This window comes from Vagococcus sp. AM17-17, from assembly GCF_003471765.1.
Lineage (GTDB): Bacteria > Bacillota > Bacilli > Lactobacillales > Vagococcaceae > Vagococcus > Vagococcus teuberi.
This window is the reverse complement of record NZ_QRJY01000001.1, coordinates 511,954-532,003: the sequence shown is the minus strand read 5'-3', so window position 1 is coordinate 532,003 and position 20,050 is coordinate 511,954. Positions and strand designations below refer to the sequence as shown.

General features: G+C 32.2%; 21 protein-coding genes. 14 read left to right on the top strand and 7 right to left on the bottom strand.

The genetic code is table 11. The annotated features are described in order from the left end of the window. Positions 1 to 117: 117 nt before the first annotated feature. Entirely contained in the window at positions 118 to 1,557 is a 1,440-nt protein-coding gene (gene cls / locus DW196_RS02555) for a cardiolipin synthase (RefSeq protein ID WP_118249867.1), read from the bottom strand. Positions 1,558 to 1,637: 80 nt separating this feature from the next. Continuing rightward, entirely contained in the window at positions 1,638 to 2,045 is a 408-nt protein-coding gene (locus DW196_RS02550; protein ID WP_158563500.1) for a ribonuclease HI family protein, read from the bottom strand. A gap of 82 nt (positions 2,046 to 2,127) precedes the next feature. Here DW196_RS02550 and DW196_RS02545 point away from each other — a divergent pair, with 82 nt between their 5' ends. Continuing rightward, positions 2,128 to 2,565 (top strand): EbsA family protein, encoded by a 438-nt coding sequence (locus DW196_RS02545; protein WP_071457185.1) that lies wholly within the window; start codon positions 2,128 to 2,130, stop codon positions 2,563 to 2,565. Here DW196_RS02545 and DW196_RS02540 read toward each other — a convergent pair. Then, on the bottom strand, positions 2,562 to 2,783 hold the full coding sequence (locus DW196_RS02540; protein ID WP_071457184.1) for a cold shock domain-containing protein: 222 nt from the start codon (positions 2,781 to 2,783) through the stop codon (positions 2,562 to 2,564). The two genes, DW196_RS02545 and DW196_RS02540, sit on opposite strands and share 4 nt — an antisense overlap. Positions 2,784 to 2,970: 187 nt before the next feature. Here DW196_RS02540 and lspA point away from each other — a divergent pair, with 187 nt between their 5' ends. Both lspA and DW196_RS02530 read left to right on the top strand, forming a co-directional pair. Next, on the top strand, positions 2,971 to 3,426 hold the full coding sequence (gene lspA / locus DW196_RS02535) for a signal peptidase II (protein WP_118249863.1): 456 nt from the start codon (positions 2,971 to 2,973) through the stop codon (positions 3,424 to 3,426). A 66-nt stretch (positions 3,427 to 3,492) separates the two neighbouring features. Next, on the top strand, positions 3,493 to 3,939 hold the full coding sequence (locus tag DW196_RS02530; RefSeq protein WP_071457182.1) for a Fur family transcriptional regulator: 447 nt from the start codon (positions 3,493 to 3,495) through the stop codon (positions 3,937 to 3,939). A 54-nt stretch (positions 3,940 to 3,993) separates the two neighbouring features. Here DW196_RS02530 and DW196_RS02525 read toward each other — a convergent pair whose 3' ends face one another. Further along, positions 3,994 to 5,187, bottom strand: coding sequence for a toxic anion resistance protein (locus DW196_RS02525; RefSeq protein ID WP_118249861.1), 1,194 nt, complete (start codon positions 5,185 to 5,187; stop codon positions 3,994 to 3,996). Next, a complete protein-coding gene (locus DW196_RS02520) occupies positions 5,187 to 5,858 on the bottom strand; it encodes a 5-bromo-4-chloroindolyl phosphate hydrolysis family protein (RefSeq protein ID WP_118249859.1) in 672 nt (223 codons plus the stop codon). The genes DW196_RS02525 and DW196_RS02520 overlap by 1 nt, the downstream gene beginning before the upstream one ends. Before the next feature lie 186 nt (positions 5,859 to 6,044). On the opposite strand from DW196_RS02520, the gene DW196_RS02515 reads away from it, so the two are divergent. The 4 genes from DW196_RS02515 to DW196_RS02505 are packed head-to-tail and all read left to right on the top strand — an operon-like array spanning position 6,045 to position 8,035. Then, positions 6,045 to 6,593, top strand: a complete 549-nt coding sequence (locus tag DW196_RS02515) for an NUDIX hydrolase (protein WP_071457179.1) — start codon at positions 6,045 to 6,047, stop codon at positions 6,591 to 6,593. Positions 6,594 to 6,603: 10 nt separating this feature from the next. Next, on the top strand, positions 6,604 to 6,774 hold the full coding sequence (locus tag DW196_RS11310) for a hypothetical protein (protein ID WP_157093645.1): 171 nt from the start codon (positions 6,604 to 6,606) through the stop codon (positions 6,772 to 6,774). An 11-nt stretch (positions 6,775 to 6,785) separates the two neighbouring features. Beyond that, positions 6,786 to 7,478 carry a 5'-methylthioadenosine/adenosylhomocysteine nucleosidase gene (locus DW196_RS02510; protein WP_071457178.1) on the top strand — a complete coding sequence of 231 codons (693 nt, stop codon included), beginning with the start codon at positions 6,786 to 6,788 and terminating at the stop codon, positions 7,476 to 7,478. A gap of 11 nt (positions 7,479 to 7,489) precedes the next feature. Continuing rightward, positions 7,490 to 8,035 (top strand): cysteine hydrolase family protein, encoded by a 546-nt coding sequence (locus tag DW196_RS02505; protein WP_071457177.1) that lies wholly within the window; start codon positions 7,490 to 7,492, stop codon positions 8,033 to 8,035. A 140-nt stretch (positions 8,036 to 8,175) separates the two neighbouring features. Here the strand turns inward: DW196_RS02505 and DW196_RS02500 are convergent, their stop codons facing one another. Next, entirely contained in the window at positions 8,176 to 9,192 is a 1,017-nt protein-coding gene (locus DW196_RS02500; RefSeq protein ID WP_118249857.1) for a YeiH family protein, read from the bottom strand. A gap of 107 nt (positions 9,193 to 9,299) precedes the next feature. Between DW196_RS02500 and DW196_RS02495 the strand changes: the two genes are divergently transcribed. Next, positions 9,300 to 10,127: a LysR family transcriptional regulator gene (locus tag DW196_RS02495; protein ID WP_118249855.1), complete on the top strand. Its 828-nt coding sequence runs from the start codon at positions 9,300 to 9,302 to the stop codon at positions 10,125 to 10,127. Position 10,128: 1 nt separating this feature from the next. On the opposite strand, the gene DW196_RS02490 is transcribed toward DW196_RS02495, so the two are convergent. Next, positions 10,129 to 11,598 carry a helix-turn-helix domain-containing protein gene (locus tag DW196_RS02490; RefSeq protein WP_118249853.1) on the bottom strand — a complete coding sequence of 490 codons (1,470 nt, stop codon included), beginning with the start codon at positions 11,596 to 11,598 and terminating at the stop codon, positions 10,129 to 10,131. Positions 11,599 to 11,893: 295 nt separating this feature from the next. On the opposite strand from DW196_RS02490, the gene DW196_RS02485 reads away from it, so the two are divergent. The 6 genes from DW196_RS02485 to DW196_RS02460 all read left to right on the top strand — a co-directional run bounded on the left by DW196_RS02485 (position 11,894) and on the right by DW196_RS02460 (position 19,980). Further along, the gene (locus DW196_RS02485; RefSeq protein ID WP_118249851.1) at positions 11,894 to 13,318 is read left to right on the top strand and encodes an amino acid permease; all 1,425 of its coding nucleotides are present in this window, start codon (positions 11,894 to 11,896) and stop codon (positions 13,316 to 13,318) included. Further along, positions 13,315 to 15,783, top strand: a complete 2,469-nt coding sequence (locus tag DW196_RS02480; protein WP_118249849.1) for a YhgE/Pip domain-containing protein — start codon at positions 13,315 to 13,317, stop codon at positions 15,781 to 15,783. Before DW196_RS02485 ends, DW196_RS02480 begins: the two co-directional genes overlap by 4 nt. 62 nt (positions 15,784 to 15,845) lie before the next feature. After that, a complete protein-coding gene (locus DW196_RS02475) occupies positions 15,846 to 17,231 on the top strand; it encodes a glutamate decarboxylase (RefSeq protein ID WP_118249846.1) in 1,386 nt (461 codons plus the stop codon). A 160-nt stretch (positions 17,232 to 17,391) separates the two neighbouring features. Beyond that, a complete protein-coding gene (locus DW196_RS02470) occupies positions 17,392 to 18,054 on the top strand; it encodes a hypothetical protein (protein WP_118249844.1) in 663 nt (220 codons plus the stop codon). Between the two features lie 19 nt (positions 18,055 to 18,073). Continuing rightward, the gene (locus DW196_RS02465; protein WP_118249842.1) at positions 18,074 to 18,316 is read left to right on the top strand and encodes a hypothetical protein; all 243 of its coding nucleotides are present in this window, start codon (positions 18,074 to 18,076) and stop codon (positions 18,314 to 18,316) included. A 149-nt stretch (positions 18,317 to 18,465) separates the two neighbouring features. Continuing rightward, positions 18,466 to 19,980 carry a helix-turn-helix domain-containing protein gene (locus DW196_RS02460; RefSeq protein ID WP_118249840.1) on the top strand — a complete coding sequence of 505 codons (1,515 nt, stop codon included), beginning with the start codon at positions 18,466 to 18,468 and terminating at the stop codon, positions 19,978 to 19,980. The last annotated feature ends 70 nt before the right edge of the window (positions 19,981 to 20,050 follow it).

The following is a 20,050-nucleotide window of genomic DNA, read 5'->3' as shown; positions in this document are numbered from 1 at the left end:
ACAAATAAGTCACGAAATTTATTCTATCAGTTAATAAAAAAATTTGTATACTTGACCATTTTGATAAAACAAAAAAGCCATAAGAGATATCTATAAATCCTCTCTTATGACTTAAACTTACATTATAGGTGAAAATAGTCTAGCTGTTTTTTGTTTGAATTTTAACCAAATAGACATATCATCAATCATTTGTTGTGTCATTTGCGTAGACTGTTTTAAATCTTTATCGAAGTAATGTGCTAACTCTGTGTTGATTGATTTATCATACATTACAGCACTTGCTTCAAAGTTTAGTTTATAGCTTCTTATATCTTGGTTTGCCGAGCCAACGATACTGACATCATCATCCATAATGAGTACTTTTGAATGAAGAAAGCCACCGTCGTATATAAAGACATCTACATCATACTTCATTACGACTTGTGCAAAGTATTGTGTTGCACGGTATATAAAAGGGTGATCTGGTTTGTTTGGAATCATGATTTTTACATCAACACCAGATTGTTTGGCGATTTTTAATGCGTCCAAAATCGTGTCATCAGGAATGAGGTACGGTGTTTGAATCCAAACACGTTTTTTAGCACTTGTAATGAGCTTTGTGAATGCTAATTTTATTTGTTGTTTTTCATCATGAGGTCCACTCGCAACGATTTGGATGTCTGTGTAAACAGACTCATTTGGTTTTTCATGATAGAGATAGTCTAGTTTGCCTGATAATTTTTCATTTTCAGGAACTGAAACATTCCAATCAGATAAAAAACGTAATTCTAAAATAGAGGTAGCAGGGCCATTTATTCTAAGATGAGTATCGCGCCAATAACCAAATTTTTTAGTGATTTCAACATATTGGTCAGCAATATTAAATCCTCCAATGTAACTAACTTTTCCATCGATGATAACAATCTTTCGGTGGTCATGGTAGTTGACACGGAATTTTAAAATAGCTTTCTTACTTGTAACGAAAGTTTGAATTTTTCCTCCAGCTTCTATTAATTTAGCAAATTTGCTTTTTTGGACACCTTTTGATCCTAACTCATCATAAAGTAAGCAAATTTCGACTCCTTCTTTTGCTTTTTCTGTTAATAAATCGACTACTTTCATACCAGTTTCATCTGTCACAAAAGCATAATATTCAATGTGAATAAATTTCTGTGCCTTTTTTATGTCATGAAGTAAGGATTCTAATTTCTTTTTCCCATCGACTAAAACCTTGACTTCGTTGTGGTGTGTTAGTGGTGTGTGATTTAAGTTCGACATAAAGTAGGCTAGTTGTTTGAACTTACTATCACTTGGAATATCGTCATAGAGTTGCAACGTTGAATCATATATATTATCTAACGACTCAAAATCAAGTGATATTTGATTTTTAATATTATAGCGTTCTTTTTTACTTAGACCTAAACCAAAGAATAAATATAAAATAAATCCTAAAAACGGAATAAACATAAAGACTAATAACCAAGCCCATGTCACGCTGGTATCACGTTCTCTGTAGAAGATTAAAAACAGAGCGAACAATAGGTTGATTAAGTAAAGAATAATTAAAAGGATACTCACATTTTATCCTCCTTTCTGTGATACCTTATTTTAACAAAAAATAACCAATATACCTAGATATTTTTTGTGTGTTAATTGGCTTATTTCTTTTTCTTTAACTCTTTTTTCAATGCTTGTCTAGCATGATGATCAGCCATTTTATTTTGTGATTCTGGAATCCACTCAATAGCTAACTCCTCAAAATGACGACTTAATGTAAGAAGTTGCTCCAAAAGGGGAGAGAAGTCGTCGTTTTTTACGTATTTTTTATTAAAAGATTTTACGACAATATTACTATCAGAGTATATCAAAACCAATTGTTTTTCTAATTGATGTTCTAAGCAGTATTCAAGGACTTTAACCATCGTTTGAAATTCAGCTGTATGATTATCTGTTGCTTCTAAAGGAAATGTCTCAATTATAGCGTCTGCTTCACTTTTTATAATAAAGCATCCAACACTTTTTTTATGTTTTGGGTGAGTAGATGCATCAGTGTAAATTTTTATCATAAAATTCCTCATTTCATTTTTTTATTCGTTTATATTGTGTTAGTATTATATCTTAGAATAGAGTAAGTAACGGAGGGAAGTAATGAGCGAGAATAAGATTCATATATATAGATATCAACCAATCTTAGCAGATACGGTGATTTATTGGTCTCTGACATTTGTCTTATTTTTTGCAAGTATGATCGGTTTACTAGAAGAACAAGGGCGAATCAATCTGTTTAGTATTGTGACATTTTTGTTATTCTTGTTTTTTTTCTATTTAGGAACAAGACGAAAATTAATTTTGACTCAGGATCAGATTAAAATAAATGCCGTTCTTAAAAAGAATGAGTATACAATTGATATTAATAAAATTAAAAAAGTACTTGTGGGTAAATATGGTTTTACATTAGTTACCAAGCAACATGAACGTTCTTATTTGATGTTACCCTCATCCAAGTCGAATTTTATCACTCATTTGGAACAATCAAGTCATTTAAATTGTGGTATAAATGGGTATAAAAAAGGAGTTGATAATTAATCAACTCTTTTTTCTTCATCTATAACTGATACATTTGAGGCTTGTAAGCCTCTAGCGCCTTCTTTAATATCAAATGTTACTTGTTGCCCTTCAAATAAGGTTTTAAACCCATCCTGATTTATTGCCGTAAAATGAACGAAGATTTCCTCATCTTGATCGTAAATAATGAATCCATATCCTTTCTTTACATCAAACCATTTAACTAAACCTTGCTTCATTTCACATTCCTCCAGGTTTTTTAGTATTACATCACTTATTATACGTTTCCAACGAACATTCGTCAAATAACAAAATTAACTTAAAATTGTCTATAAATAAAGTTTGTTCTTTCATAAAAATGTATTATACTGTACTTACTGCTTTAGACAAAACACATAGATTTATATTAATGAGGGAGACAAATCGATGATTCTTTATTTGCTGATTATTATAGGAAGTATAGTACTAGATCAACTGACAAAAATAATGGTCGTACAACATTTAGATTTATATGAAACAACAATAAAAAATCCTATCCTTTCAATTACGCATATCCGTAATGAGGGAGGGGCTTGGAGTATTTTTGAAGGACATATGTGGTTTTTCCTATTAGTAGGTGTCATTGCATTATGTATTTTTTCTTATTTACTATATAAAAATAGATACAATAATAAGTGGTTGACTGTGGGATTAAGTTTTGTCATAGGTGGAACGGTCGGGAATTTTATCGATCGTTTTAGACAAGGTTATGTAGTGGATATGTTTCAAACTGAATTTATGAAGTTCCCGATTTTTAATGTTGCGGATATTTGTTTAGTGATTGGAGTAATTTGTATCTTTATTTACATTTTATTTTTTGATGAAGAAACTAACAATAAATAAGAATCTTGCGAAAAATTATAAAGAGTAGTAGAATGGAATTAATATAAATAGTGAGGATGATGCTATATGTCAAAAAATCACTTAGTTGACGAAGCAATTGAAAAATTAAAAGCAGCTGATATTAGAATAACACCACAACGATACGCTATTTTAGAGTATCTTATTGAGAGTCACACGCATCCAACTGCTGATGACATTTATAAAGAATTGGAAAGTCGTTTTCCAAATATGAGTGTCGCAACTGTATATAATAATTTACGATTGTTTACAGAAATCGGCTTTGTCGTTGAGATGGCATATGGTGATTCTTCAAGTCGATTTGATTTTGCTACGGATAAACATTATCATGCCATTTGCGAGAAATGTAAAAAAGTAGTCGATGTTAACTATCCGGGATTAGGGGACGTTGAAGCAGCGACAGAAAAACTAACAGGCTTTAAGATAAATGACCATCGTTTAGAAATGTATGGTATTTGTCCAGATTGTCAAAAATTAGAAGAAGATTTAATCTAAAGTAAAACACCCAAATTACGTTGTTTACAGAACAAGTGATTCGGGTGTTTTTTCTTATTTACTTCCTGACATTTCTAGTAATTTGTTTTTCAAATCTTCTTCCATCATAGACAATTCTAATTCAGCATTACGGCGTTTTTCTTTACCTTCTTGTTGAATTTTGAGTGTTTCTTGGATAGTTTCAATTAAGTCATTTTGTGTTTTTTGTAATGTTTCGATATCGACAATGCCACGTTCATTTTCTTTAGCTGTTTCAATAGCAGAAATTTTTAGCATTTCTGAGTTTTTAGCTAATAAATCATTGGTTGTCTCAGACACCTGACGTTGAGCAGTAACGGCGTCTTTTTGTCGTAACAATGTTAAGGCGATTGCCACTTGATTTTTCCATAAAGGAATCGCTGTGTTGATAGATGCTTGGATTTTTTCAGCTAAAGCCTGATTTGTATTTTGAATCAAACGAATTTGTGGAGCTTGTTGAATCGTAATCTGTCTCGCTAGTTTTAAGTCGTATGTTCTTTTTTCAAGACGATCAACAAATTGGTTTAAGTCATTCACAATTTGTGTATCCATTTGGTCACCAGTTTTTTCAGCTAAAGCCATTGCTTCAGGAATTGTTTTAGTTTGAAGTTCTTCGATTTTCAATTCACCAGCAGCAATATAAATATTTAATGCATCAAAATAGTCTTTATTTTTATGGTATAGTTGTTCAAGCATCGCATTATCTTCTAATAAACCATTTTTTTCATGGTCTAATTTGACCGCTATTTTATCAATTTGAGCCCCAATTTTTTGATATTTGGCTGTGATTTCATAAATTGATTGTTTCACTTTTCCAAACATGCGTTTAAATAGATTGCCATCTCTTGCTTCCAATTCACTTGGACTAGCTTCGTTTAAACGATACATCAATTCAGTTAAAGAATCTCCCATTGGCCCAATATCTTGAGTTTGCACATGGTTTAACATAGTGTGTGAGAATTCACTTAATTTTTGTTGAGCAGCCACTCCATAACTTAAGATGGATTGACTGTCATTTGTATCGATTTGATTCGCAAGTTCTTGTGCTTGTTGTTTTCTTTCATCAGATAACTTGTCAATGACTTTTGTTGAAGTTTGAGCTTTAGTCACTTGTTGTTTTTTTTCTGCTTGAGTGAGTAAATCAGTTTGTTCAATCTCAGAAAAAGGGTTGCTAAGTAAATCATCTAATGTGTTGTCAACAGGTTTTACTTCTTTTAATTCATCAGACATTAGTTTTCCTCCTGATCTTCAGATACATCTTTCTTTTGTTTGTCTCGGTTTGCATTTTGTTTTGCAATAGATATTTCAACTTCTAAATCTTCAATATCATCGCTGACAAAATTTTCATAATCTTTAATAATGAGTTGAGCCACATCTTCAATAGCAACAATGCTTTCATTTAATGTATCATAAGTTGCTTTACTTTTAATTTCATGATCTGAAATTTCAACGTATTTGTTGGTTAATTCCACTACATTAGGCAAATGGTTGTATAAGAATTTATCAGCTAGATGCAGCTTTTTTGGTTCTTTGACAAGCTCTTTAAACATCGCTTGAGATACTTTTAATGTATCGTATCTTAAATTTATCGCCTTTAGTTTTGGAACAGCTTTGAAGTTTTGCTCTAGTTGGTTGATTTGTCCTTTGGCTTCAGCTAAAGTGTTTCTAAAAAACTCAATCTCTTTGTCAGACATACCTGCTTCATAGTAATGTTCTTGTTTTTCTTTAGATAATCCTGGAACAACGTCTTTTTTATTTCGTTTGGAAAATTTTCGATAAACAAACCAAACGATCGCAATGATAAGCACTATTGGAATGAAATCTTCGTCAATCTCCGACAAAATACCTATTCCTATCAAGAAACCAATTATAGTAATGATTCTGTATTTCTTGTTTTTCATTTGTGTCACTCCTTCTATTTCTTGAATTTTTTGTATAGTACTAGTTTATCACAAGGAAGTAAAAACATTATCAGTCCCAAGTTTGATTTATAAATACGTATAAGGTTACATTAAGAGCTGTTGAAATAACATCTCTTTAAAGGTATCATAAACATAAATGACTCAAAATACAAGGAGCATACCAAGATGAAAGATAAATTTAATGAAGAGACTCTTGAGAGAAAAGAAATCTATAATGGCGCTATTATAGATGTGTGTGTAGACAGTGTTGAATTACCAAATGGTAAAACAGCCAAACGTGAACTAGTTTTTCATAATGGTGCAGTAGGGATTTTAGCCATAACACCAATGAATCGCATTGTACTCGTAAGACAATACAGAAAAGCAATTGAAAAAAGTATCTTGGAAATACCAGCAGGAAAAATAGAAAAAAATGAAACAGATCCATTAGAAACAGCCAAACGTGAGTTAGAAGAAGAAACTTATTACCAGTGTAATCGTATGGAACAAGTGGCTGATTTTGTAACGTCACCAGGTTTTTGTAATGAGCGTATGGTATTATTTCAAGCACACGGACTAAAACGAGTGGCTAATCCACTACCACGTGATGAAGATGAGTTTTTAGATATCGTAGAGCTATCATTAGAAGAAGCAAAAGAGCATATTCGTCTTGGTGACATTTGTGATGCAAAAACATTATATGCTATTCTATTATGGAAATTTCAAATGAAATAAGGAGTAAAGTATGTCAAAAGAAAAACCAAAAAAAACAGACACAACCTCACAACAAATTTTAACAAGAAGCCGCGTAAGAGAGGCAAATAAAAATGAAAAACGCAATGCTTGGTTAAACCGTGCGATTGTCATTATTGTCATTTTATTAGTCATTACACTATACGCTATCTTTAAACTATAAGGAGTATTTATATGAAAATTGGAATTATTGGGGCAATGGAACAAGAAGTTAGTTTATTAAAAAATCAACTTAAAAATAAAAAAGAGTGGCACGAAGCGGGTGTATCGTTTTACTCAGGAACGATTGGAAATCATGAAGTAGTTGTGACCCAATCAGGTATCGGAAAAGTATTAGCAGGACTAACAGCCACGCTATTGATTAGTCATTATGATGTGGAGTGTTTAATCAACACAGGATCTGCCGGTGGAATTGGTGCCGGATTAGCGATTGGTGATTTAGTTATTTCCGAAAAGTTAGCCTACTTTGATGCTGATGTTACAGCGTTTGGCTACAGTTATGGTCAAATGCCTCAGATGCCACTGTTTTATGAAGCAAGTGTCAAGCTGATAACTGCAGCACAACAAGCAGCTAAAGATAATCAACTAAACACACACAATGGGTTGATTGTATCAGGAGATACCTTTGTTCACAGTAAAGAGCAAATCAAACAAATTAAAGAGTATTTTCCAGATGTGTTAGCCAATGAAATGGAAGGCGCGGCGATTGCTCAAGTTGCTCATCAATATAAGTGTCCGTTTGTCGTGATTCGTGCAATTAGTGATGTCGGAGACGAGAATGCAAGTGTTAACTTTGATGAATTTATTATAGAAGCTGGCAAAAAATCTGCTGAAATGGTCATTCAATTAATTAAACAAATAAATTAAGGAGTGAGATGATGGAAGCTTTAATATCAATAGATTATACAAATGATTTTGTTGCAACTGATGGAAATTTAACGACCGGAGAGTTTGGTCAAGCAATAGAAACTGAGATGGTACGATTAACCAATCAATTTATCGACGAAGGGAATTATGTTGTTTTTGCTATTGATTGTCATGATTCACAAGATAAGTATCATCCTGAAAATAAATTATTCCCATCCCATAACTTAGTAGGCACAAGTGGTCGTGATTTATACAAGGGACTAAATGATGTGTATCAAAATAATAAAGACAAAGAGACGGTGTATTGGATTGACAAACGTCACTATTCAGCATTTAGTGGAACAGATTTGGATATCCGTTTGAGAGAAAGAAACATCCGTACAGTTCATCTTGTTGGTGTTTGTACAGATATTTGCGTGTTACATACGGCAATTGATGCTTATAATTTAGGTTATAATATCGTGATACATGAAAAAGCTGTCCAAAGTTTCGACCAAATAGGGCATAATTGGGCCTTAGGACATTTAAAAAACACACTAGGTGCGACAGTTGTTTAAACGAAAAGAGGCTGACCCAAAAGTCACTTTTTAAATAAAGATCACCCAACTAACAAAATAGAATTCCCATGAAATAAACGTTATAATTAACGGATTTCATGGGTTTTTTTCTATTTTAAGACTTTTGGGTCAGCCTCTTTTTATATTGATAACAATTTGATTAAACTAATCGCGACTATTGTTTGAATCAATCCAACACTACCGGCATAGGCTAAGAATCTTGGTCCTTCTTTTAAAAATTCTCTTGCATTGATACGTAAACCAATCGCAGCTAGTGCTGTAATTTCAAACCATCCACTAATAGAGTGTGTCGTTTGACTAAGAAGAGTAGGAAAGTGAATCACACTATTTAATACACAACACACAATGAATCCAATAATATACCATGGAAGTGGAAATTTTTTCTTTTTGTTTGCTACTTGTATGTTAGTTTCTGCAGTGTCGTTATTTTGTTGAGCTACTTTTCCAAAGACAAATACCACAACCACTAAAAACATGATACGTAAAATTTTAAATAAAGTTGCCATTTCCACGACGTCTGGACTGACCATGTTAGCACTGGCAATCACTTGCCCAACAGATTGAAGTGTTCCTCCAATTAAAGCACTTTTTGCCATGACACTTTCTGAGAAAAAAGCTCCACCAACAAGTGGTAATGTTAACATCATGACTGTTCCAAGTAGATTAACCAGAGTGATGATTTGCCCTTTTTCTTTGTCCTTTGCACCAATTTCTGGAGCAATCGCCCCTATTGCTGACGAGCCACATACGGCATTTCCTCCAGCCATCATAAGAGACATCGTTTGACTAAATTTTAATTTTTTTCCAATAAAGTAAGCCGCTAGTATGGTAATCGTCATCTGCAACATAATAAAAATTACCCCAGAACCACCAATTTGAGCAATGGTTTGAAACGTAACAGTTGTTCCGAGTAGGACGATAGAAAGTTCTAATAATGTTTTTTCAGAGAACTTAGTTCCTTTTTGCCAGATAGGGTGATTGAAAAAAATATTTCCTAATAAAATTCCTAATAAAATGGCAATTGTTCCTGCACCTAATGACGGTAACCATATTGCAATTATTTTTGATAAACAAGCAATCCCCAAAGATAGAAGAAGGCCAGGTAAAAATGTCTGATTAAATTGTCTCATGTTCATTCCTCCAAAGTTAACTTTACTTAATTAAATTATACTTGTTTCATTTACATTTTAAAAATAAATAGTTAGAATATTAACTATCAGAAAAATAAATAGTAGGTGTAAAAATGTTTAAATTGTTTGTAACATTTAAAGAAGCATATGAAACTAGAAACTTTACTAAAGCAGCTGAAAATCTGTATATTTCTCAACCATCTGTTTCTAGTCAGATAAAATTATTAGAAGAAGAATTAAACTGCAGATTATTTGTCAGAAAATCGAAACAAGAGATGTCGCCAACTAAGGAGGCAACTATTTTGTATAATCGACTATTAAATTTGGAAGACGATTGGTTAGAAACCAAGCGTTTGATTCGGAATGTTGGAAAGGATTCAGTGAAGTGTGTGATTAGCGCATCAAATACTTTTTCCATCTACTATTTACCAGATTTAATGAGTGTGTTGGTAGAAAAATTCCCAGATGTCTATTTCGAACTTGAAATGCATAATTCAGAAGAAGTATTAGAAAATGTGCAACAACATCGTGCTCATTTTGGCTTTATTGAAAAGCCATTAGAAACTGGATCAGTGTATCGGCAAGCGTTTTTATCGGATGAACTGGTTATCGCTGGTGATTTAACAAGTGAGTTATGGCTGTGTCGCGAGGATATATCAGGAGTTTATCATTATACAAAACGCTATTTCTTACAGGAAAATATTCAACCAAAACGTTTATGTGTTAAGAATAATGAGATGATTATTAGATTACTAGAAAAAGGAATCGGTAAAAGCATTATTTCTCGAGTATCTGTTCCTGAAAAAATGCCTTTTAAAGAGTTAGGCTCAAACTATAGACGTTTGTTTTATTTTCTTAAAAAGGATTATTTAACACATCCAGTTTTATTAGAAATTGAAAAAACAATTGAACAATATTCTAAAAAAAAGGACGGAGAATAACTTATTCTTCGCCCTTTTTATAATGCTTCTTTTTAAGAATTATATCTACTTTTTGTAGAAAAGTTAAATTTAATGGGAACTTAACCATGATGATTGGTGTACGTGTGTATAGAGATTGTTCGAAAGTTTCATGAAAAGGAGTAAGTACGATGTCTGTATCCCCTTCCATGTAGACAAGATCATAATTAATTTGGTTGTTAAAGTATAGATTTAAATAGTCTTTGATTTGTTGCTGATGTAATTTATCAAAAGCAGGTTCGATATATATTGATAAGTTTTTGTATAGATGTTTTGAATCGACAAAATACAGAAATCTAAAAAAATATTGCTGCAGAAGCGTTTCTAATTGATTTTGAGGGATAAATCCTGTAGCGATTAACCTTTTTTCAATAATGTTAGAAAAAATAGATGTAATGATGGGGTATTGTTTTAGATTATAGTGAACAGTTACACCATACTTATATTCAAAGACTAATTGGTTAAAAATCATGGTGACAAAACTTGTATAAAAAATATCACGTTTGATCAGATAGGATTCTTCATCGCTTAATGGACGAAATAAATGAAATAAATCATTAAAAATTAAATCAGTAGTGGTCATTAGATCTAATTGATACTTATCGAAAAAATTATAAACTAAGTTGGTATCTTGCATCCGATTTAATTCTTCATCAAGGGTCATGATATAAAAAAAGTAAGCAATTTCTTTTTTATTAAATACGTAATAATGATTAAACAGCTCCTCAACGTATGGGAAAATAGGATGCATAATGAGTTCACGACTAAATTTATCATGAATCGAAATAAAATGGTTAAATCCAATGCGTTGTAGATGTATTAAAAAGATATTTAAGGTTTTTTGCTTTTTAACTGCAGATACAGTCATATTTGCCTTTTTAAAAAAGGTATCGAATTGTTTATTTAATTCTTGATAGTTAATTCCTTCCAGTGAAAAATAAGTTTCGCGACTTACCATCGTATCAAATAGTGCGATGAAATAGCGAATTTTTCGCTCATCTCCTACTAATTTTAAATGCATTAAATCGATACCATAATTTTGACAAGCTTCTTTAATTCGTTTTATATTTTTCCGGACCGTGGTCTCGCTTAGAAAATGTTTTTGACAATAGTTTGTAACCGAAATAATTTGCTGATTGATGATGTCATTAAGAAGGATTATAGTTTGACTTTGTTGAATCACAAACTTTTTAAAATCTTCAAAGTCATTGGAGTAATCAGTGATTTTAATTCCTTTAATCTTTAGATATTCAATAGTTAATTGATCATTGTTGATCAGATCGTACTGTTTTTTTAATTCCATAATATCTTTTAAGTAATGTTGCACTGTTCGTTCTGAGATATCTAATTCTTTAGAAAGATAGGATGTTTGAGTCCAATCATAATGATTATAGATGACGTTGATAATAGAAATGGTCATTTTTATTTTTGGTTCAAGCAATAAATTAATCAACTATTTCATTCCTTTCAAACAAATAAACTAGATATACTAGCATGTAAATTATAATCTGTTTTATTAAAAAAAACAATTTGTATAAAAAAGATTTTAAATCAATAAAATCAAAGTTTATTAGTTTTTTTTTCATTATGTGTTCCAAGTTAAATATGAATTAAGCGTTATACTATCGTTGCGCTAAAAGTTGTGGGCAATGTCAGTTAACTCTTTGATGATTTTATCATGCTATAGCATTTTAATAGATATGTAAAAAATGAATTTATTTTTGGATGTATTAGAGAGGATTTAAATCATGCAGAATACAAAAAAATTATCTTTATTCAGTTTTTTTGCCATGACGGCTTCGTTATTTATCACAGTCTATGAGTACCCAACGTTTGCTGAATCGGGGAAGACACTTATTTTCTTATCATTAGTATGTGGTCTATTCTGGTTTTTACCAGTTGCCTTATGTGCAGCAGAAATTGGTACTGTAGAGACATTTGATGGAGGGGGGATTTTTGGATGGGTAGGTAAAACGTTAGGAGAAAAATTTGGTTTTGCTGCCATTTTTTTCCAGTGGTTTCAAATTACAGTCGGATTTGTCACAATGAGTTATTTTATCATTGGTGCGTTATCATATGCATTAAAATGTCCAGAGATGAATGACAATAAGCTCATCAAATTTTTGGTTGTGGTTCTTATTTTTTGGTTGCTCACGTTTTTGCAGTTCAAAGGAACAAACACAACCTCACAAATTGCAAAAGCAGGCTTTGTAATTGGGATTATCATTCCAGTAACTGTTCTACTGATTTTTACCATTAAATATGTGATGAGTGGACATACTATTACTCACTCTTTTATGGATAAATCATTTTTCCCAAATAAGCAAACTTTCTCATCGTTGGTGACTTTTATTTTAGCTTATGTTGGAGTGGAAGCATCTGCCGCACATATTAAATCACTAGATAACCCACAAAAGAATTATCCCTTGATGATGATTTATTTGGTTATTACGGGCATTGTACTAAGCACGATTGGAGGAACCACCGTCTCAATGGTCGTACCAGCGAAAGATCTATCATTAAATAGTGGGGTGATTCAAGCATTTGAAACATTGATTTTGAAAGGTAATCCTCATCTATCATGGTTAGTCGAAATCCTTGCGATTATGTTGGCATTTGGTGTGCTAGCTCAAGTTAGTTCATGGATTGTCAGTCCAACAGAAGGCTTGCGTTATGTTGCCGATCAAGGATTGATCCCTAAAAGCTGTCAAAAAATTAATAAAAATGGAGTGCCAACTTCTTTACTAATCATACAAGGTGTTATCGTGACCATTTGGGCTGCCGTTTTAACTTTTGGTGGTGGAGGGAATGCTGTGTCATTTTTAACCGCTATTTCATTGACCGTTGTGATTTATTTGTGTGGGTATTTACTATTTTTTATTGGGTATTTTGTTTTAATTTTTAAGAAATCAAATCAACAATTAAAACGAGCTTATGAAGTACCAGGAGGAAGAAAGGTTAAAGCGTTGTTAGCAAGTTTGGGTATGGTGATGTCTTTATTAGCATTAGTTTCTTCCTTTATTGCGCCAAGTGAATTAAAAGCAAACGAAGCGAAAATCTACTTAATAACACTAGCTTCTAGTTCTGTTATAACCGTATTGCTACCGTTTGTGTTTTATCACATATATGTAAAAAAACATTCGATTAATTTAAACAATGAAGAAAGAAAGTGATTAACGTGCAAATGATTAAACAGGAATTTAAACAGTTATTTCATAATAAAATACTACTAATATCTGTGATAGCTATCTGTTTTATTCCGATACTATATTCGAGTGTATTTGATAAATCTGTTTGGGATCCATATAACCGCTCGAGTCATTTACCTGTTGCCGTGGTAAATGCAGATCAACCTGTTGAAATGTTGGGTCAAAAAATTGATGTTGGGAAAAGTGTCATTGATGAGTTGAAGCATAACAAACAACTTAAATGGGAATTTGTTGATGCAAAGCAAGCAATGGATGGCATGAAAGGCTTAAAATATTACATGATTGTGACCATTCCAAAGAATTTCTCAAAAAATGCGGCGAGTCTTTTAAATCCTTCACCTAATCAAATGGAAATTCAGTATACAACAAATGGGTCACTGAATTATATTGGATTAGATATGGCACAAATTGGAGCAAAAGAGTTGGAAGCGAAAGTGCGAGAAAGTGTCACCGCAGCTTATGTTAAAACGGCTTTAGCACTTGGTCAAAAAGGAAAACAAGATTTAATAAAATTAACTAATGGCTCAAAAGAACTTGCAACAGGTAGTAAAAAACTTGATAACGGTTTGGGCGCATACACGAATGGTGTGTCTACTGCAGCTAATGGCTCAAACACATTAGCAAATGGTGTAAATGAGTTAGCGTCTAATGTTTCACCGTTAAAACAAGGAGTAACAGAATTACAAAATGGTGCGACACAATTATCTAATGGCCTCAATGAAGTGAATGACAAACTTCAACCACTTTCAGGGAAATTAAATGAAGTTGGAATTGGTGTGACAGATTTATTAAACGGCACAAAAGAGTTAGAAGCCAGTTTAAGAAATGTGGAAAGTAGTTTGTCAGGATCTTCAGCTAGCCTGTTAAAACAAGATATTGAAAAGATTAACGAACAAGTTGAATCAGTTTTAAATGACTCAAAAGAGTTGAGTGAAGTTTCTAGTGTATCGATTGCTTTGTCAACTGATCTAGTTGGATTAAGTAATCAATTATCAGGGTTTAGCCAAGTGATTGGAAATATCAATCAGACAGTCTCTCGGGACACACAACAATTTGAACAAGTGTTAAAAGGAATCATTCAACAAAATAGTCGAATAAGTGATGACATTAAACAAGAGTTAATCGCACAACTATCACAGCAAGTTACTAGCTTCTCAACACAATTAGTGACAGATATTAAAAGTTCTTCAGCTGATATTGATAGTATTGTGGGTCAAGTTCAAACAGGGCTAAATGATGCAAGTCAGCAAGCAAAATCATTATCACAACAAGCAACGATGATGAGCCAATTAGCCAAAGGATTGTCAGAGAACACTGGAGGAATGAAAGAATCCATTTCAAATATAAAAGCAGGGACCACCGATTTGTTGGAAAGCTTTGGTAACAATGTCAACTTAGCCAACACACAAAATGTGTTACATGAATTAGAAACAGGATTATCCCAAGTAGATAACCTAGTGAATGAAGCGCCTGTTGCGTTAAATGGCATGAATCGTTTGTCTGTTGGAAGTGATGCCTTAACAAATGGACTAAATACGATGTCAAGTAAAATGCCAGAGCTAATATCAGGCGTCACACATTTAGATGGTGGGGCCAATGAATTAAGCCAAGGACTTACAAAATTAACCGATAATACACCGAAATTAATGAGTGGTGCCAATCAACTAACAGTAGGTGCAACAACGATGGCAAGTGCTTTAACACAAGCAGATAAACTCGTTAGTCGTATAACATTTAATAATAAAAACGTCAAAATGTTTGCAGCACCAACAGGATTAAAAAATATTGAATACAGTAAAGTAAAAAATTATGGTCAAGCATTAGCACCATATATTATGTCACTTGCGTTATTTGTTGGCTGTATTGTATTCAACTTTATCTTCCCAATCAGACGCGTTTCAATGGAAGGGCAATCCAGTCGTGATTGGTGGTTAAGTAAAGTTGCGATGGGGTTTGTTGTTTCAACCATTATGGCGATTATTGAAGCGACTATTATGTTGTTACTAAAATTACCTGTCGATCAAGTTGGAAAACTTTATCTAGTGGGAATAGTGACTGCATGGAGTTATATGTTCCTAATCATGTTTTTAGCCATGACATTTGATAATCCAGGTCGATTTGTTGCGATGATTTTATTGGTGTTACAACTTGGTGGAGCTGGAGGAACCTTCCCGTTACCATTACAAAATAGTTTCTTTAATACCATCCATCCTTATTTACCAATGACCTATTCGGTTTATGGATTTAGAGAAGCCATTTCAAGAGGGATTGGGGCACCAATGTTTAATCGTAGTATCATAACGTTATTATGTATTTTTATTTTCTTTGTTATCCTTTTAAGATTTTCAATGGATTATTTGCAAAGAAACCATTTAGAAAATATCTCTGTTTTAAATGATAATCAAAAATTACAAGCTTTAGAAAAATGATATTGTTTAAATGAGATACCTATTCCATTTTATATAATTTAAAATTTTTAGGAGGTCTAGTTATGACTAGCGAAAAAAATCAATCAGTCGTACCTATATTTGGCTCAAATGCATCAGAAGAAGCAGTAATGTTGGACAAAATGAGAATGGATCCAATTAATCCCTCGATTGCTTATCGTTTAATAAAAGACGAATTAATCAATGAAGGAAATGCTCGTCAAAACTTGGCGACGTTTTGCCAAACTTATATGGAACCAGAAGCCACAGAGATTATGGCTGAGACAATGGAAAAAAATGCTATAGACAAATCGGAATACCCACAAACCACAGCTTTGGAACAAAAATGTGTGAAGATGATTGCTGACTTATGGCATGCACCAAACCGAGATCGTGTGATGGGGACTTCAACTGTTGGCTCAAGTGAAGCTTGTATGCTTGGTGGTATGGCGATGAAATTTAGATGGCGAGATCGTGCTCAGAAAAATGGATTAGATATCAATGTCAAACGCCCAAACTTAGTTATTTCATCTGCTTATCAAGTATGTTGGGAAAAATTCTGTGTGTATTGGGATATTGAAATGCGTGAAGTTCCAGTTGATAGTGAGCATTTAAGTATCAATACAGATACTGTCATGGATTATGTTGATGAGTATACGATTGGAATTGTCGGTATTTTAGGTATTACTTATACAGGGAAATTTGATGACATTAAAAAATTAGATGAGTTGGTTGAAGAATACAATCAAACACACAATCAAGATTTAGTGATTCATGTGGATGCAGCAAGCGGTGGTTTATTCGTACCATTTATCGAACCAGATTTATTATGGGATTTTAGATTAAAAAATGTGGTTTCTATCAACTCATCTGGTCATAAATATGGCTTAGTTTACCCAGGTGTTGGATGGGTACTGTGGAAAGATGAAGCGTATTTACCAAAAGAACTAGTTTTTGAAGTGAGTTACTTAGGTAGTGTCATGCCAACAATGGCAATTAATTTTTCTAGAAGTGCTAGCCAAATTATTGGTCAATACTATAATTTCTATCGTTTTGGATTTAATGGCTACAAAGAAATTCATGAGCGTACTAAACGTGTGGCAATGTCATTAGCTAAAACAGTAGAAGACACTGGTCTATTTAAAATGTTTAATACTGGCGAAAACTTACCAATTGTCTGCTTTACATTAAGAGAAGATGCTAATGTTGAGTGGTCACTATATGATTTATCAGATCGTTTGCAAATGCGTGGATGGCAAGTCCCTTCTTATCCGTTCCCTAAAGATATGCAAGACACGATTGTACAACGCTTTGTGTGTCGTGCTGATATGGGACAAAATGTGGCAAATGCTTTTGCAAAAGATTTTAATGAGGCAATAAAAGAATTAAATCATGCAAGAATTTTGTGTCATGACGAACCAAAAAAAACAACAGTTAGACCAGAACACTAAAAACATATTGAATAAAGTGTGAAATTGTATTTCTTAATGTATCAAAAAATAAGAAAATAATATTCATGAATTAGATAAAATTAAAAAATATAATACTTATATTGAATCAATTAAATAACTAATTATTATTAGACGTTAGTTAAAATCAGGAGGAACAATCATGAAAAAAACTGCATTATTAAGTGTCACTGTCGGAGCAACATTACTATTACTTTTAGGTGGCTGTGGATCAAAAGAAGAAGTAAAAGGAACAGTTGAAGCAGGTACTGTATCATCTACAACAGAAAAGTTAAAAGACGGTGAAAAAGTTGATGTTGAAAGTGTTAGCTTAAAAGATGATGGTTCATTTAAAGAAATTATCAAAGGGGATAATGATCCTAGAGTAAAATTAGAAGCGAAATACGATACTGACTGGCAAGATAAAAGCTGGGAAAACGTTGATTTTAAAATTGACAAAGTAAAAATTGCTGAAGTGGATAAATATAAAGACAAAGAAAATAATGAATACAAAGGCTTAATGTCTATGGACTTTACTTTAAAAAATGATGGAAAAGAAGATGTTAGCATCCATCCAAGTGATGCAGTATTAGTCTTAAAAGATGGAACTGAAATAAAAGGAAAACACTTCAGAGATTATTGGGAAGATATCTTTGCTAAAGACAAACAAAAAGACGGACATGTTTACTTTACATTTGATAAATTAGAACAAGCTGATCAAGTAAAAGAAATTAAGTTAACATTTGACGGACACAAAAAAAGTGATGACAGCGATAAAGTTGAACACACTTATGATGTGAAATTACCTCTAGAATTACAAAAATAAAGAATAGGACGTGCTAACAATGACAGACTATGAAAAAAAAGAAGAAAAATCAATCAACAAAATCTCTAATATTTTAACAAATTTAGATGAAACATTAGCTAAAATTGACGATGAAATGGAAAAAGGTCATGAAAAATCAGTGAAATGCTGGTTTGAAGAAAAAAAAGCCATTCATGAAATCAAAAGAATATTACATGAAATAGATAAATACGAAAACTATAATGAAAAAGAATTAGATAATCTTGTAGATGAATGGGATTAATAATTGTTTGACAGTTTAGTCGACATTTCTTTTGAACATATCTTTTAATCAAGCGGAGTAATGAAAATTATTCCGCTTGATTTAGTATTAACGCGAGGGCGTCCTAGTCGATTTTTTTGATAACTGTCATACAGATAGGAGTCATAGATATGGAAACAGATTTATTTATGTTATTAGATACCAATAGTCGAAATATTTTATCGATTCTATCAATCATATCCGAAAAAAATGAGTGGTATACTATCCATGAAATTAGTGAAAAACTGAATGTGGTAGAAAGAACTATCCAACGTTATATCATTCATTTAAAGGATTGTATTGATCAGTTTAATGAAGGAGAAGAAGAAAACGATAGGTTGTTTTTAAGTTATGAAAAATATAAAGGGGTTCATCTTGAAACACCAAAAGGTCATGGTCTTCACCGGTTTAAACAGTTAGTTTTAGAACAAGATGAAACGTTCATTATGTTAAGAGACATTTTCTTTGAAGAATTTCAGTCGGTCACAAAATATGCAATGGAACATTATATTAGTGAGAGCAAGGTCAGAAAAAGTGTAAAAAAAATTCGCTATTATTTAAAACGATATCATTTATCATTATCAAATATAAGTTTTAAAATTATTGGAGAGGAGAAACAAATTAGATTGCTTACCTACTATGTGGTATGGTATGGACTAAAAGGTCATGATTGGCCGTTTAGACAAGTAAGTCAAAATAAAGTATATGAAGTAATTGATAGCTTAGATGAGTCTTTATCTATGAAATTAACTCGTACTCAACGAAAGCAATTAGGTTATATGTTAGCCATTAATTTATTTCGAATGGGCAAAAATCATCCAATTGAACTTGAAGCTCATTGGCAAAACTATGTTGATATAAATCGAGTAATGGATGAGATGCCGTTTCTATCTTTAGTTTTTATCAAAAGGAGGCAGGAATTAACAGCTGAAATCTATTTTTATATGTTACTCATTCAACTGAGAATCAATGTTTACCAGTCTAAACCATTCATTAAACAGACGCTCGAGTATCATAAACTTAATGGATCTGATGTTTATGAGACTACTAACCATTTTGTTGAAAAATTTCATACAGAGTTACACCCAATTCCATCAGAGTTTTATCACTCTTTTTTTTTAACAACCTTTTGTACTCATTTATTTTGTAGAATGTTTCGTTACGTTATTTTAACCGATGATGGCTGTAATAATATAAGAGAGTGGCAAAATAAATACACTGTTTTAACATCTCAACTTCATCAAATCATAGACAAGCTTTATATTCAAACAAACAATGTCCTTTTTTTGCAACGCCCCTTTTTAATGCAAAAATACATGATGCTCTTTTCCATGATAAAACCTTTAACTCATTTTGAACCGACGATTAAAGTACTAATTGAAAGTGATTTGCCGTATTTAAAGAAGACGCTACTTGAAAATGATATAATAAAACGATATTCAGGTGATTATCATATTGAATTTATCAATACAAGTGACGTAACTATCGATATCATATTGACCAATGTCCCAAACGTTTTAAAAAATAAAGAGTATTCAAACTCTGTCATCCATTTTTTTGAGTACCCCATGATGTTGAGAGATATTGAGAAATTGGATAAAGTTATTCAAAAAATCTACACAAAAAATTATTTAGTTGAGACATAACATATGAAAAAAGACTTAGTTTCATTAAAAATAGATAAATTGTGAAAAAAATACTTATTTTTTTATTGTT